The sequence below is a fragment of the Streptomyces chilikensis genome (assembly GCF_001642695.1).
Taxonomy (GTDB): Bacteria; Actinomycetota; Actinomycetes; order Streptomycetales; family Streptomycetaceae; genus Streptomyces; species Streptomyces chilikensis.
The window spans coordinates 4169917-4185107 of sequence record NZ_LWCC02000005.1; the positions used below are offsets into that span (position 1 = coordinate 4169917).

Consider the following 15191-nt stretch of genomic DNA (forward strand, 5'->3'; position numbering starts at 1 on the left):
CCCACCCGCCCGCCCGCCCGCCGGCCGGCGGGCGGGCGGGCGGGCGGCGGCGGGCGCCGCCGGCCCGGGGTCACAGCTGGGACAGCTCGTCCACCAGGTCGTCCAGCCCCAGCGAGCCCTGGGAGAGGGCGGCCATGTGCCAGGCCTTGGCGTCGAAGGCCTCGCCGTGCCGCTCGCGGGCCTTCTCCCGGCCCAGCAGCCAGGCCCGCTCGCCCAGCTTGTAGCCGATGGCCTGGGCGGGCATCGACAGGTAGCGCGTCAGCTCGCTCTCCACGAAGTCCGCGGGACGGCTGCTGTGCGCGCCGAAGAACTCCTGGGCCAGGTCCGGCGTCCACCGCTCGCCCGGGCGGAAGGGCGAGTCCGCCGGGATCTCCAGCCCCAGGTGCATGCCGATGTCGACGATGACCCGCGCCGCGCGCATCATCTGGGCGTCGAGGTAGCCGAGCCGCTCCTCCGGGTCCGTCAGGAAACCCAGTTCGTCCATCAGCCGCTCCGCGTACAGCGCCCAGCCCTCCATGTTGGCGCTGACACCGCCCACCGTGGCCTGGTAGCGGGAGAGGTCCTTGGCCACGTACGTCCACTGCGCGAGCTGGAGGTGGTGGCCGGGAACGCCCTCGTGGTACCAGGTGGAGACCAGGTCGTAGACCGGGAACCGGGTCAGTCCCATGGTGGGCAGCCAGGTCCGGCCCGGCCGGGAGAAGTCCTCCGACGGGTTGGTGTAGTACGGCGCGGCGGCGCTGCCGGGCGGGGCGATGCAGGACTCCACCCGCTTCACCGGCTCGGCCAGCTCGAAGTGGGTGCCGTCCAGCTCGGAGACGGCACGGTCCATCAGGCCCTGGAGCCACTCCCGCACCTCGTCGACACCCTCGATGTGCCGGCCGTGCTCGTCCAGGTGGGCCAGCGCGACCCAGGGGGTGGCGGCGCCGGGGAGGATCCGCTCCGCCTCGGTCCGCATCTCGCCCAGGATGCGGTGGTACTCCGCCCAGCCGTACGCGTACGCCTCGTCGAGGTCCAGGTCGGTGCCGTTGAAGTAGCGGGCCCAACGGGCGTACCGCTCCCGGCCCACCGTGTCCGGGGCGCCGGCGACGGCCGCCGCGTACACGTCCCGCATCCAGTCCCGCAGCTCCACCAGGGCCGCGGTGGCACCGCGGGCGGCCTCGTCCAGCTCGGCCCGCAGCTTCTCCGGGCCGTCCGCCGCGAAGTCCTCGAACCAGCCGCGGCCGGTGCCGTGCGGGTCCGCCCACTCGGTGAGCTGTCCCACGAACGTCGCGGTGGGGCGCGGCCCGCCGTACAGCTTCCGCTCCAGACCCAGCGCCAGCGACTCCCGGTACCCGGCCAGCGCCGCCGGCACGGCCCGCAGCCGCCCGGCGATCGCCGCCCAGTCCTCCTCCGTCTCCGCCGGGGTGACGGTGAAGACCTCACGGATCGAGTGGACCGGGCTGTGGATGTTGCTGACCGCCCGCAGGCCCTCCTGCGCCTCGTGGACGGCGAGTTCGGCGGTCAGGCGCTCCCGCAGCAGGCGGGCGCAACGCCGTTCGATGCCGGCGTCCGCGCCGGGACGGCGCTCGGCCTCGTCGAGCCGGGCCAAGGTGGCCCGCTGCAGTCCGGCAAGGGCCTCCTGCCCGGCCGGCGAGGTGTCCGGCAGCCTGCTCGAACTCTCCTTGACGCCGAGGTAGGTGCCGGTGATCGGGTCGAGGGCGATCAGGTCGTCGACGTAGGCGTCGGCGACCTGACGGGGCAGCGCGTGGTTGATGTCTGACATGGGGGCCATCCTTTCCCAGGACGAGGGCCCGCGTCAGCACCGTCCGGACGTCCGGCGGTGACGGCGGCCGGAAAGCGCCCCCGCCGTCACCGCCGCCCTCCGTCAACTCCCGTCCACGTGCCCCTGACCGGGCACGGCGCCGCACTGCGGCAGGGCGGTCGGCAGGGGCTCCACCCGGGCGGTGATCACCAGGGTGCCCTCCTCGACCTGGTACTCCAGCGGCAGTTCCAGGCCGCGCATCGCCGCGAGCATCGCGGTGTTGGACGCCTGGGTCACCGCGTAGACGGCGCCGCAGCCAGCCTCGGCGGCCATCCGCACCAGCCGGTACAGCAGTTCCCCGCCGATGCCGCGCCGCTGCCAGGCGTCCTCGACCAGCAGCGCGACCTCGGTCTCGTCGCCGTCCCACAGGAGGTGGCCGAGTCCGACGACGTGACCGCGGCCGGTCTCCACCACCAGCGTGCGGCCGAAGTTGGGGCTGAGCAGGTGACGCAGGTAGCGGTCGGCGTCGCCCACCGGGCCGTGGTAGCGCCGCCGCAGGGTCTCCGCCGAGCAACGCGCGTGCAGCGCCTTCGCGGCCTCCAGGTCACGCGGCCCGGCCCGGCGGACCGTGAAGTGGCCGGCTCCCGGCACCGTCAGCAGGTCCTCCGACCTCGGCAGCCGCGGCCCCAGCCGGCCGTCCAGCTCCACCAGGGCGCGCGCCCGGGCGAACTCGGCGGGTGTGAAGGGAAGATGGGGCCGGTCCACGGTGATCACACCGCCCTCCGGCGTGCGCAGACGCATCACGGTGCCGGACGCCTCGTCGAGTTCCGCCGTCCCGGCCGGCCCCTCCCCGTACCCGCCGTCCGGCCGGGCCGGGACCTGGCGGATCGCGCAGCGTCCCAGCAACTGACGCAGGGCGAGCGGCAGCTCCGCGGGATCCAGGGCGGTGCGGGTGGCCAGGGCCACCGCGCGGGTCGGGGCGTCCACCAGGTCGTGCGCGTCGCCGCGCTCCGTCCAGACGTCCCGGCCGCCGGCCCCCTCCACCGCGGCGGTCAGCCCGGCGGCGGCCAGCCCGGCCGGTGCGCGGAGCAGGAACTCGTCCACCACGCCGTCGGCCAGCGGGTGGGTCTGCAGGCTGACGATGTCCACGCCGAGCCCGGCGAGCCGGGTGCAGAGCGCGGCCAGCGAGCCCGGCTCGTCGCGCACCGTGGCGCGCATCCGCCAGAGCTCGGACGGCGTCCCGCCCGCCGGCGCCAGAGGGTCGGGACCGGGCTGCCCGGTGGCTCCGCCGGCCGGTCCCCGGCGGAGCGGGCGCCGGGCCCGTAGGCCACGGACAGGCGCGGCGCCGGGCCCGCGGCGCCGCCCGTCCCGGCCGGCAGGGGCAGCGGCCGCGTGACGCGGGGGCGGCCACCGACGGCGGCCGTCACCCTCCCCCGCCTTTCCGGCCCCTTCCCGCGATCCCTACTGCCCGACGAGACCCGGCTGCAGGACCTTCGTGAAGAGCACCGCCCCGTCCTGCTCGCGCAGCCGCACCGTCATCTCCCCGCTGCCGCCGTCGATCTCCACCTCGCCGAAGAACTGGTACCCCTCGGCCGGCGAGACGTTGGAGGCGGTGGGCGCCTTCACGAACACCCGCTCCGGGCCGAAGGTGCCGTCCAGCGCGCTCGCCGGGAAGGCGCCCGCGTTGAGGGGGCCGGAGACGAACTCCCAGAACGGCTCGAAGTCGGCGAACGCCGCCCGCGACGGCTGGTAGTGCTGCGCCGAGGTGTGGTGGACGTCGGCGGTCAGCCAGACCGTGCCGGTGATCCGGCGGTGCTTGACGAACCGCAGCAGCTCCGCGATCTGCAGCTCACGGCCCAGCGGCGCGCCGGGATCGCCCTGGGCCACCGCCTCCACGTTGCGCCGGCCCTCGGTGGTGTCCGTCACCACCAGGCCCAGCGGCATGTCCGCGGCGATCACCTTCCACGTCGCGGTGGAACGGGACAATTCGCGCTTCAGCCAGTCCAGTTGTTCGCGGCCCAGGATGCCCTGCGGGTCGGTGGTCTGGGTGCCCGGCGAGTTGGCGTTGCGGTAGGTGCGCATGTCGAGCACGAACACGTCGAGCAGCGGACCGTGCCGCACCACCCGGTACATCCGGCCCTCTCGCCGGCCGGCCGTCAGGGTGGAGACGGGGTAGTACTCGCCGAGCGCCCGGCGGGCCCGCTCGACCAGCACGTCGACGCGCTTCTCGGTGTAGCGGGCGTCCGTGTCGGCGATCACCTGGCCGGGGTACCAGTTGTTGCGGACCTCGTGGTCGTCCCACTGCACGACCGTCGGCACCCGCGCGTTGAAGCGGCGCAGGTTCTCGTCGAGCAGGTTGTAGCGGAAGTTCCCGCGGAACTCGGCGAGCGTCTCCGCGACCTTCGACTTCTCCTCGGTCACCACGTTCCGGTAGACCCGCCCGTCGGGCAGCGCGGCGGTGGCGGCGATGGGGCCGTCGGCGTAGACGCTGTCACCGCTGAGCAGGAAGAAGTCCGGGTCGAGCCGGGCCATCGCGTCGTAGATCCGGTAGCCGCCGAGGTCCGGGTTGATGCCCCAGCCCTGCCCCGCGAGGTCGCCCGACCACAGGAACCGCACCCCGCCGCGCCGGCGGGCGGAGGCGGTGCGGAAGGTGCCGGTGACCGGTTCGCCGGTGCGGCGCGGGTCGTCCGGGTCGGCCAGCACCACCCGGTAGTGGATCTGCTCCCCGGCCGGCAGCCCGCGCAGCCGCGTGGTGCCGGTGAAGTCGGTGCCCTCGCCCAGCAGCGGGCCGGGCACCCGGCGGACCCTGCGGAACGACTCCGTCGGCGAGACCTCGACGACCATCCGGGCCGGACGGTCCGAACGGACCCACACCAGGCCCGAGTCGGAGGTCACGTCACCGGTCTGGACGCCCCACCCGGCCCGGGGGCGCCCGGAGAGGGCGAACGCCGGCGCGGCGGAGCCCAGCCCCACGGGCAGTGCGAGGGCCGCCGAGGCGGCCAGGGAACCCCGCAGCACGCTGCGGCGTGCCGGAACGGACGGCTGGTCGGACATGACTGCGCCTCCAGGGCGGCGAAGGGAACAGGACAGGACGGGAACGGAATCCGGCCGGTGTGCGCAGTCACACCTACTCCGGCCGCACGGCCCGCACGGAAACCCGAGGTGAACAACGCGCTCCCCGGTCACCCGGCCGGCCGGTCCGGTGACCCGCTCCGCCCCGCCGCCGTCCCGCGGGACACGGGCCACGGACGGTGTCGGTCATGGGCCGCTCCTCGTCCCGGGAGGGGGCGGGGCGCGGGGCGCGGACGCGTGCGGGAGCCACCGGACGCCGCGCCAACTACCGTGCACTGTAAGGGAATACGGGGTGGAATGATGGGGTGGTGACCACCGACCCCTCCACCGAGGCCGCGGCCCGCCAGTTCGAGGAACACCGGGGCCTGCTCACCGGCGTCGCCTACCGGATGCTGGGCCGGGTCGCCGACGCGGAGGACGTGGTGCAGGACGCCTGGCTGCGCTGGGAGGGCGCCGACCGCTCCGCGGTGCGCGAGCCGCGCGCCTATCTGGTCCGCGTGGTCACCCGGCTCGCCGTCGACCGGCTGCGGCAGATCAAGGCGCGCAACGAGTCCTACGTCGGGCCGTGGCTCCCGGAGCCCTACGTCACCGACCTCGGCGCGTTCGCGGCCGAGCCGGCGGACACCGCCCGGCGCGCCGAGCTCGCCGACTCGGTCTCCTTCGCCGTGCTGGTCGTCCTGGAGACGCTCTCGCCCCTGGAACGCGCGGTCTTCGTGCTGCGCGAGGCGTTCGGCTTCCCCCATGCGGAGATCGCCGCCATGCTCGGCCGCGAGGAGCCCGCCGTGCGCAGGATGGCCGTCCGGGCCCGCCGTCACGTGGAGGAGGGCCGCCCCCGCTACAGGGCGGGAGCGGGGGAGCGCCGGGACCTCACCGAGCGCTTCCTCGCCGCGGCTGCCGGGGGAGACCTGGAACGGCTGCTCGAGGTCCTCGCCCCCGACGTCCGCCTGGTGGCCGACACGGGCGGCAGGGCCAAGGCGCCGCTGCGCGAACTGTTCTCCGCGGACAAGGTGGCGCGCTTCCTCCAGGGCGTCAGGAAGCGGGCCGCGAACACCTGGACGGTCCGGCCGGTCGAGGTCAACGGCGGCCCCGCCTACCTGCTCCTGGACGACGGCAGGCCGGACACCCTGGTCCAGGCCGACGTGGCCGACGGCCTGATCCGCACCGTCTTCCTGGTGCGCAACCCCGACAAGCTGAGGGCGCTGACCGGGCCCCGGGCCTGACCGGGCCCCGGGCCTGGTCGAACCGCATGCGTGATCGCGAGCGTCCGGCCGTCTCCCTTCACGAACATCGCGTGAACGATATGCGGCCATCCCCGCCCGTTTTCTCCCCAAGTCCCAGGATTGGTCTTGACCAGGCATGGGGGGCGTCCTATGGTCGCAGGAAAGTTCAACAACCTTTAATAAACAAGGGCGTCAAAAGCGTCGCCTGCCACGCGCACCGTGGAGGACAGGGTGGGGACCACGCAGCTGGAATCGGTGTCGGAGCCGAAGTACTGGCACCTGAGGACGGTGCTCAGCCAGGCACTGGACTCCGAGTTCTCGGTGGGCGAGGTGCTGCCCAACGAGCGGGAGCTCGCCGCCCGCTTCGGCGTCGCGAGGGCGACGCTCCGGCAGGCTCTGGAACAGCTCGAGCTGGAGGGCCGGCTCCAGCGCCGCCGGGGGGTCGGCACCACCGTGGCGCCGCCCCGCGTGGGGGTGGCCGTCGAGACCGAGCGGCCGCTCTGGCCGGGGGCGCCGGGGGACGCCTGGCAGCCGGCCGACTGCGCGCAGGGCGCCGCCCCCGCCCCCGTGGCCGCCACGCTGGGCGTCGCCGAGACCGAGCCCGTGCACATCCTGCGGCGCTCGCTGACGGCACACGGACAGATCGTGGCCGCCGACCTCCTCTACGTCCCGGCCGCCTCGGTGCCCGAGCTCACGGCCATCGACGCGCCCGCCGGCCCGGCCCGGGCCCGCTCGGTGCTGCGCGAACTCCAGCGGCTGACGCTGGACGGCCAGGACCGCGCCGTCGAACTCGGCACGGTCCGCGCCGAGGACGCCAAGGACCTCGACCGGCTTCCCGGGGCCCCGATGCTGATGGTCACCACCCGGTTCTTCGCCGAGGGGCGGACGGCCGCGGTGTCGGTGGCCACCTACCGGGCGGACACCTGCCGGCTCACCTTCGGCGCCTCCGGCGACGTGCGCATCGTCCACGAGACGGAGCGGCGGGTCTCCTGACCGCTCCGGCCCCGCCGCCACCACCGCCGGGCGCCGCGCGGCGCCCGGCCGGCCGGTTCCGTCAGCTGCGGGCGGTCACCGTGCCGTCCACCGCGAAGAGCTCCTCCTCGACGTGGTCGAGGGCCAGCCGCAGCGCACCCGTGGCCACCGCCGCCTCGCCCAGCACGGAGAGCGTCACCCGCGGGGTGCGCAGGCAGTAGCGGGACAGTTCCTGACGGAGCGGTTCCAGCACGTCGTCCAGCCCGGCGGCCCATCCGCCGACCACGACCAGCTCCGGGTCCATCGCCAGCACCAGCGCCGCCACGTCGTGCACCAGCCGCTGGATGAACCGCTCCACCGCGGCCCGGGACCGGGCGTCGCCGTCCCGGGCCTGCTGGAACACCTGGGCCACCGCCTGCTCGTCCAGCGGACGCAACGGCTCGTCCTGGGTGGACAGCAGACTCTCCGGGGTCTTCTCACGGCCCAGCAGGTGCAGGGCCCCGATCTCCCCCGCGGCCCCGCCGAAACCGCGGTGCAGCCGGCCCCCGATCAGCGATCCCGCACCGGGGCTGAGGCCCGCCAGGACGAAGACCACGTCGTCCGAGTCGACGGCCGCGCCCTTCCAGTGCTCGGCCACCGCCGCCGCGTTGGCGTCGTTCTCGACGAGGACCGGGCACTTGAAGGAGCGGCTGAGCCGCTCGCCGAGCCGCAGCCCGGTCCACTCGGGCAGCGCCGTGCCCAGCCGGACCGTGCCGTCCGCCTCCACGATGCCGGGCGTTCCGACGCCCACCGCCCGCAGCGAGCCGCGCGGCACCCCCGCCCGGCGCAGGAGTTCGCCGACCCCGGAGCGCAGGCGCTCGATGCGGTCGTCCGCCGGGGCGGCCTCCTCGACCTCCTTGGTGACGCCGTCCAGCACGCGCCCGTCGAGGTCGGCGAGGAGCGCGGTCACCCGGTGCGCGCCGATCTCCAGCCCCATCAGGTGGCCCGCCTCGGCGCGGAACCGGAAGCGGCGGGCCGGGCGGCCCTGGCGGCGCGTCGCGCTCTCGTCGGCGGCGGCCTCCGTCACCAGGCCCGCCTGGATCAGCCCCTCGACCACGCCCTCCACGGTGGGACGGGAGAGGCCGGTGACACGCGTGATCTCGGTCAGCGTCGCGCAGTCGATCCCGCGCAACGCGTGCAGCACCACGGCGGAGTTGATCCGCCGCAGCAACGAAGGGTCACCGCCGGTCAGGCGTCCCACGGGTCCGTCCTCCCAGCTCGCGGGGGTGTTGGGCGGATGCTACTCGGCGTTCCGGATCCCGGCGAGGGTGGGGATCCGGTTGCCGTGCGTTCCGGCGGAGCGGCGGTCGCCGGTGGCGGCGGGCCCACCGGAACGCGCGGGCGCCGCACGCCGTCCCGCCGTGACCGGACGGCCGCCGGCCCGCCGTCGGACCACGGGCCGCCGTTCGCTCCCCCTGCGGCGGTCACCTCCGGGGACCCGCCCCCGCCGCGTGCCCCGGCGACGGCTCGTGCCGCGGACGGCCGGGGGAGCGGGCGCCGCCACCCGTCCGTCACGGCGACGCCGCGACTCCGGGCCGCCCCGGCGGTCCGACCGCGGCGCGAACCGCGGGCGGCCGGCCGGGGACCGGGATTCAGTCCGCCGCGGCCTCACGCAGCCGGGCGTACTCCTCGGCCATGGTCGTCAGGGTCCAGTGGGCGTTCAGACCGCTCGGGTTGGGCAGCACCCACACCCTGGTGCCGCCGCCCATCACCCGCTCCTGCGGGCCCACCGCCGCCTTCCGGTCGCCGAACGCGGCCCGGTACGCCGTGATGCCCAGGACGGCCAGCCAGCGCGGCCGCAGCAGCTCCGTCTTGGCCTCGAGGATCCGGCCGCCCTCCAGGTACTCCTCACCGGTCAGCTCGTCGGCCCGCGCGGTCGCCCGCTCCACCACGTTGGTGATGCCGAGCCCGAACGACAGCAGCTCCCGCTGCTCCGAGGGGTCGAGCTGCCGGGGGGTGAAGCCGGACCGGTGCAGCACGGGCCAGAAGCGGTTGCCGGGCCGGGCGAAGTGGTGCCCGGTGGCGGCCGTCATCAGCCCCGGGTTGATCCCGCAGAACAGCACGCGCAGACCGTCCGCGACCACATCGGGGACGATGCGGTCGCGAGCGGCCTCCAGCTCCTCACGGGTGAAGCGCGGTGTCATCGCCGTCGTGTCGTCCTCGTGCCCGTCGCCGGGTCAGAGGATCGCCCCGGGGGTGTACGCCGCGGCCTGCGGGTGCCGCTTCACGATCTCCTCCACCCGGGCGACCACCGCACCGACCTGGTCGGCGGCCGCGCCCGTGAAGGACAGCTTGTCCGCCATCAGGGCGTCCAGCGCCGCGCGGTCCAGCGGAACGCGCTCGTCGGCGGCCAGCCTGTCCAGCAGTTCGTTGCGCCCGGCCCCCTGCTCGCGCATGGCGAGGGCGCAGGCCACCGCGTTCTCCTTGATGGCCTCGTGCGCCTCCTCGCGGCCCACCCCGGCGCGCACCGAGGCCATCAGCACCTTGGTGGTCGCCAGGAACGGCAGGTAGCGGTCCAGCTCGCGGGCGATCACGGCCGGGAACGCGCCGAACTCGTCGAGCACGGTCAGGAAGGTCTCCAGCAGGCCGTCCAGCGCGAAGAACGCGTCCGGCAGCGCGACCCGGCGGACCACGGAGCAGGAGACGTCGCCCTCGTTCCACTGGTCGCCGGCCAGCTCGCCGGTCATCGAGGCGTACCCGCGCAGGATGACCATCAGGCCGTTCACGCGCTCGCAGGAGCGGGTGTTCATCTTGTGCGGCATCGCCGAGGAGCCGACCTGGCCCGGCTTGAAGCCCTCGGTCACCAGCTCGTGGCCCGCCATCAGGCGGATGGTCTTCGCGAGCGAGGACGGGGCGGCCGCGAGCTGGACGAGGGCGGTGACGACCTCGTAGTCCAGGGAGCGCGGGTAGACCTGGCCGACCGAGGTGAAGGCCTGGCCGAAGCCCAGGTGGGCGGCGATGCGGTCCTCGAGTTCGGCGAGCTTGCCGGCGTCGCCGCCGAGCAGGTCCAGCATGTCCTGGGCGGTGCCGACCGGGCCCTTGATGCCGCGCAGCGGGTAGCGGCCGAGCAGCTCCTCCAGGCGGGAGTACGCCACCAGCATCTCGTCCGCGGCGGTGGCGAAGCGCTTGCCGAGGGTGGTGGCCTGGGCGGCCACGTTGTGCGAACGGCCGGCCATCACCAGCTCGCCGTACTCGGCGGAGAGCCGGCCGAGGCGGGCCAGCACCGCGACGACGCGGTCGCGGACCAGCTCCAGGGAGAGGCGGATCTGGAGCTGCTCGACGTTCTCCGTCAGGTCCCGGGAGGTCATCCCCTTGTGGACCTGCTCGTGGCCGGCGAGGTCGTTGAACTCCTCGATGCGGGCCTTCACGTCGTGCCGGGTGACCTTCTCGCGCTCGGCGACGGAACCGAGGTCGACCTGGTCGAGCACGCGCTCGTAGTCGGCGAGGGCCGCCTCCGGCACCTCGATCCCGAGGTCCTTCTGGGCCCGGAGCACGGCGAGCCAGAGCCGGCGCTCCAGCTTGACCTTTTCCTCGGGGGACCAGAGCGTGGCGAGCTCGGTGGAGGCGTAGCGTCCGGCGAGGACGTTCGGAATGCGGGGCTTGGCGGGAGAAGTCACGTGACCGGATTCTACTGTTCGTTCGTGCAGGTCGACGCCGCGGCCCCGTTCGTCGGATCCTCCAGGCGGCCGCCCGGGGCCGTCACGCCCGCTCCACCGGAGTGCGCGGATCGATCAGTCCCTCGCCGAGCAGATCGGACCAGAGCCCCTCCGGGACCCGCTTCCCGAACGCGGCCACGTCGGCGCGCACCTCGTCCGCGGAGCGCATGCCCACCACGATGCCCGCGACCGCCGGGTGGAGCAGCGGGAAGGCCATCGCGGCCTCCGGGAGGGTCACGCCGTGGGACTCGCAGACGTCGGCGAGGCGGTGGGCGCGGCGCAGGACCTCCGGAGAGGCGACGGCGTAGTCGAAGAAGGCCCCGGGAGCGGGGCGCGGGGTCGAGAGCAGGCCGGAGTTGAAGACGGAGGCGGCCAGGAGGGAGACGCCGCGTTCGGTGCAGGCGGGCAGCAGGCCGTCCAGCGCGCGCTGGTCGAGGAGGGTGTAGCGGCCGGAGAGCATCACCACGTCGACCTCGTGCTCCCGGACCAGCCGGGTGAGCAGGGCGGTGTCGTGCATCCCGGCCCCGACGGCGCCCACCACGCCCTGCGCGCGCAGTTCGGCCAGCGCGGGGAAACCGGTGCGCAGAGCGGCCTCGAAGTGGTTCTCGGCGTCGTGCAGGAACAGCACGTCGACGCGGTCGACGCCCATCCGCGCGAGCGACTCCTCGACGCAGCGCAGCACGCCGTCGCGGGAGAAGTCCCACTGCCGGCGGTGCGTGGCCGGCACCTCGAAGCTCTCGTCGACCCGGCCGGCCGGGTCCTGGGGCGTCAGGAGCCGGCCGACCTTGGTGGAGAGGGTGAAGCCGTCGCGGGGGCGGCCGCGGAGGAAGTCGCCCAGGCGGCGCTCGGCGTGGCCGATGCCGTAGTGCGGGGCGGTGTCGAAGAAGCGGATCCCGTGGTCCCAGGCGGCGGCCAGGGCGCCGGCGGCGGTCTCGTCGTCCAGCGGCCGGTAGAGCCCGCCGAGCGGCCCGCTCCCGAAGCCGAGTTCGGTCACCTCGACGGTGGTGCGTCCGAGCCGACGGGTCCTCATGCGGCTGCTCCCCTCCGTGCGCCCGGTGCTGTTCCCGCGCTGCGGACAACCGTACCCGGCGGATCCCCCCGCGATGCCGGGCCGGACGCGCCGCCCGCACCGGCCCTCGGCCCGGCGCGGTGCCGGCGGCCGGGCGCGGGGACTACTCGAACGGCAGCAGGTCCGCGCGCTTGGGGAGCAGGCCGTCGCCGGAGGAGCGGCCGGTGAGGCGGCGGACGATCCAGGGCAGGAGGTGGACGCGGGCGAAGCGGGCGTCCGCGATCCGGCGGCGCAGCCACGGGTCCGGCGGCGTCGCCGGCATCGGCACGTGCCAGTGGTGGTCCTCCGGGTCGTACCCGAGCCCCTGCCACACCGCCTCGGCCACCCGCCGGTGCCCTTCGTGCGCCAGGTGGATCCGGTCCACGTCCCACACCCGCGGGTCGGCCAGCGACGGCGCCCCGTACAGGTCGATCAGCACCGCCCCGTGCCGCGCCGCCAGCGAGTCGAGGCTCTCGAAGAGGGCCTCCATCCGCGGCCGGAAGCGTTCCATCACCGGCCCCTGCCGCCCGGGGCTGCGCATCAGCACCAGCTGCTTGCAGGCCGGGGCGAGCCGCTCGACGGCCTCCTCCAGCAGACCCGTCACGCGCCCCATGTCGCAGTTGGGGCGCATCGCGTCGTTGAGCCCGCCGACGAGGGTGATCACGTCGGCGCCCATCTCCGCGGCGAGCCCCACCTGTTCGTCGACGATCTGGCCGATCAGCTTGCCGCGGATCGCCAGGTTGGCGTACCGGAAACCGGGGGCGCGGGCGGCCATCCGGGCCGCGAGGAGGTCGGCCCAGCCGCGGTAGGTGCCGTCGGGGAGGAGGTCCGACATGCCCTCGGTGAAGGAGTCGCCGAGGGCGACCAGGCTGCTGTACGTGGGAGCGGAATTCTTCTGCGTCTGCATGGCGGGAAGAATCGTATCGCCGTCACATACCGCTCAGTCGGTCGCCCTCGGTGGGAACGGCGGCGTCCTCAGGGCGCGGGCTGGCCGAACAGCTCCCGCAGCACGTCCTCCATGGTGACCAGCCCCGTCAGCCGCCCGTCGGAGCCCAGCACCGCCGCGAGGTGGGTGCGGCTGCCGCGCAGCGCGGTCAGCACGTCGTCCAGCGGGGTGTTCTCCCGGACCCGGGCGATGGGCCGCATGTTCTGCACCCGGAACGGCAGGTCGCGCGGCATGACGTCCAGCGCATCCTTGACGTGCAGGTAGCCGATGATGCGCCGCTCGTCGTCCACCACCGGGAACCGGGAGAACCCGGTCTCCGCGGAGAGGGCCTCCAGCTGGGCCGGGGTGACGCCCAGGGAGACGTAGCGCACCTTCTCCAGGGGCAGCAGGACCTCGCCCACCGGGCGGCGGCCCAGCTCCAGCGCGTCGTTGAGCCGCTCCCGGGCCCGGTCGTCGATGAGTCCGGCCTCCCCGGAGTCCTTCACCATCTGCGCCAGTTCGGCGTCCGAGAAGGACGCCGTGACCTCGTCCTTCGGCTCCACCTTGATCAGCTTCAGCAGGGCGTTGGCGAAGGCGTTGACGGTGAAGATCACCGGCCGGAACGCCTTGGCGAAGGCCACCAGCGGCGGGCCGAGCAGCAGCGCGGTCCGCACCGGTTCCGCCAGCGCCACGTTCTTCGGCACCATCTCGCCCAGCAGCATGTGCAGGTAGGTGGCCAGGCCCAGCGCGATCACGAAGGAGATCGCGTGGCCCGCGCCGGACGGCACGCCCACGGCGTGGAACAGCGGCTCCAGCAGGTGGGCGATGGCCGGCTCGGCGACCACGCCGAGGACCAGGGTCGACAGCGTGATGCCGAGCTGCGCGGCGGCCATCAGGGCGGAGACGTGCTCCAGACCCCACAGCACGCGGCCGGCGCGGCGGTCGCCCTCCTCGGCGTGCGGCTCGATCTGACTGCGGCGGACCGAGATCATGGCGAACTCGGCACCGACGAAGAACGCGTTGAGCACCAGCGTCAGCAGACCGATCAGCAGTTGTACGGCGGTCATCGGGTCGCTCCCCGTCCCTTCTCGGCCTCCGCGGCGACACCGGCCGGCGGGGCGGTCAGCAGGACGCGGGCGGCCCGGTGGCCGGAGGCGTCCAGCACTTCGACCCGCCAGCCGGCGATCTCCACGACGTCCCCGACGGCCGGTATCCGGCCCAGGGCGGTGGCGACCAGGCCGGCCATCGTCTCGTACGGGCCGTCCGGGGCGCGCAGGCCGATCCGGGCGAGCCGGTCGGTGCGGGCGGCGCCGTCGGCGTTGTAGACCGCGCGGCCGTCGGCGTCGGTGCCGGCCGGCGCGAGATCGGGCGTCTCGAACGGGTCGTGCTCGTCGTGGACCTCGCCCACGACCTCCTCGACGATGTCCTCGAGCGTCACCACGCCCGCGGTGCCGCCGTACTCGTCGATCACCACGGCCATGGTGCGCCCGCCGGACAGCCGGTCCAGCAGCCGTTCGACGGTCAGCGACTCGGGCACCAGCAGCGGCTCGCGCAGCAGCTCGGCGACGTGCACCCGGGCCCGCCGCTCGGCGGGCAGCGCCAGCACGTCCTTGATGTGCACCGTGCCGACCACCCGGTCCAGGTTCCCCCGGTACACCGGGAAACGGGACAGGCCGGTGGCGCGCGTCGCGTTGGCGACGTCCTCGCAGGTCGCCTGGGCGTCCAGGGCGACCACCTGGACGCGCGGGGTCATCACGTTCTCCGCGGTCAGCTCGGCCAGGTTGAGCGTGCGGACGAACAGCTCGGCGGTGTCCGGCTCCAGCGCCCCCTGCTTGGCGGAGTGGCGGGCCAGCGCCGCGAGCTCCTGCGGGCCGCGCGCGGAGGCCAGCTCCTCGGCGGGCTCCAGCCCCATCCGGCGCACCACCCGGTTGGCGGTGTTGTTGAGGTGGGTGATGAACGGCCCGAAGACCGCGCTGAACACGCGTTGCGGCGTGGCCACCTTCCGGGCCACCGCCAGCGGCGCGCTGATCGCCCAGTTCTTCGGGACCAGCTCGCCGACGACCATCAGGAAGACCGTCGACAGGGCGGTGCCGAGCACCAGGGCCACCGAACTCGCGGTGGTCTCCGACAGGCCGATCGCGCCCAGCGGGCCGGAGATCAGGGAGGCGATGGACGGCTCGGCGAGCATGCCGACCACCAGGTTGGTGACGGTGATGCCGAGCTGGGCGCCGGAGAGCTGGAAGGTCAGGCCGCGGACGGCCTTCAGGGCGCTCTCCGCGCCCCGGTCGCCCTTCTCGGCCGCGCGCTCCAGCTCGGCGCGTTCGACCGTGGTCAGGGAGAACTCCGCCGCCACGAACGCGCCGCAGCACAGCGACAGCAGAACGGCGAGCAGCAGGAGGAGCAGCTCGGTCATCGGGTCGCCTCCCGCTGACCGGGAGGGGCGGAGGACACGGAGGAGGAGCTGCTACTGGGAGGCTCGCCCATGGGCGGACGCTCACACACCTTTCGAGAGAATGCC

11 protein-coding genes and 1 pseudogene are annotated in these 15191 nt (G+C 74.4%); 2 read left to right on the forward strand and 10 right to left on the reverse strand.

What is annotated here, in order from left to right; genetic code table 11:
* Positions 1 to 70: 70 nt before the first annotated feature.
* From A2U95_RS18690 to A2U95_RS18700, 3 genes and pseudogenes are all read right to left on the reverse strand, one after another.
* A complete protein-coding gene (locus A2U95_RS18690) occupies positions 71 to 1762 on the reverse strand; it encodes a DUF885 domain-containing protein (protein ID WP_166024004.1) in 1692 nt (563 codons plus the stop codon).
* A 102-nt stretch (positions 1763 to 1864) separates the two neighbouring features.
* Positions 1865 to 3154: pseudogene (locus tag A2U95_RS18695) on the reverse strand (N-acetyltransferase family protein); the annotation flags it as partial.
* A 48-nt stretch (positions 3155 to 3202) separates the two neighbouring features.
* Entirely contained in the window at positions 3203 to 4795 is a 1593-nt protein-coding gene (locus A2U95_RS18700) for an alkaline phosphatase D family protein (protein WP_166024008.1), read from the reverse strand.
* 326 nt (positions 4796 to 5121) lie between these two features.
* Here A2U95_RS18700 and A2U95_RS18705 point away from each other — a divergent pair, with 326 nt between their 5' ends.
* Positions 5122 to 6033 carry an RNA polymerase sigma-70 factor gene (locus A2U95_RS18705; RefSeq protein WP_166024010.1) on the forward strand — a complete coding sequence of 304 codons (912 nt, stop codon included), beginning with the start codon at positions 5122 to 5124 and terminating at the stop codon, positions 6031 to 6033.
* Between the two features lie 231 nt (positions 6034 to 6264).
* Entirely contained in the window at positions 6265 to 7026 is a 762-nt protein-coding gene (locus A2U95_RS18710) for a GntR family transcriptional regulator (protein ID WP_166024012.1), read from the forward strand.
* Positions 7027 to 7087: 61 nt separating this feature from the next.
* Here the strand turns inward: A2U95_RS18710 and A2U95_RS18715 are convergent, their stop codons facing one another.
* The 7 genes from A2U95_RS18715 to A2U95_RS18745 form a co-directional block, all read right to left on the reverse strand.
* Positions 7088 to 8245, reverse strand: coding sequence for an ROK family transcriptional regulator (locus A2U95_RS18715; RefSeq protein ID WP_166024014.1), 1158 nt, complete (start codon positions 8243 to 8245; stop codon positions 7088 to 7090).
* Between the two features lie 391 nt (positions 8246 to 8636).
* Positions 8637 to 9188 (reverse strand): G/U mismatch-specific DNA glycosylase, encoded by a 552-nt coding sequence (mug, locus tag A2U95_RS18720; protein ID WP_166024016.1) that lies wholly within the window; start codon positions 9186 to 9188, stop codon positions 8637 to 8639.
* 33 nt (positions 9189 to 9221) lie between these two features.
* On the reverse strand, positions 9222 to 10661 hold the full coding sequence (gene purB / locus A2U95_RS18725) for an adenylosuccinate lyase (protein WP_166024018.1): 1440 nt from the start codon (positions 10659 to 10661) through the stop codon (positions 9222 to 9224).
* Positions 10662 to 10743: 82 nt separating this feature from the next.
* Positions 10744 to 11730, reverse strand: a complete 987-nt coding sequence (locus A2U95_RS18730; protein ID WP_166024020.1) for an aldo/keto reductase — start codon at positions 11728 to 11730, stop codon at positions 10744 to 10746.
* A gap of 142 nt (positions 11731 to 11872) precedes the next feature.
* Positions 11873 to 12655: an SGNH/GDSL hydrolase family protein gene (locus A2U95_RS18735; protein WP_166024022.1), complete on the reverse strand. Its 783-nt coding sequence runs from the start codon at positions 12653 to 12655 to the stop codon at positions 11873 to 11875.
* Between the two features lie 68 nt (positions 12656 to 12723).
* Positions 12724 to 13740, reverse strand: a complete 1017-nt coding sequence (locus tag A2U95_RS18740; RefSeq protein ID WP_166024024.1) for a hemolysin family protein — start codon at positions 13738 to 13740, stop codon at positions 12724 to 12726.
* Positions 13737 to 15086, reverse strand: coding sequence for a hemolysin family protein (locus A2U95_RS18745; RefSeq protein WP_166024026.1), 1350 nt, complete (start codon positions 15084 to 15086; stop codon positions 13737 to 13739). Before A2U95_RS18745 ends, A2U95_RS18740 begins: the two co-directional genes overlap by 4 nt.
* Positions 15087 to 15191: the final 105 nt, after the last annotated feature.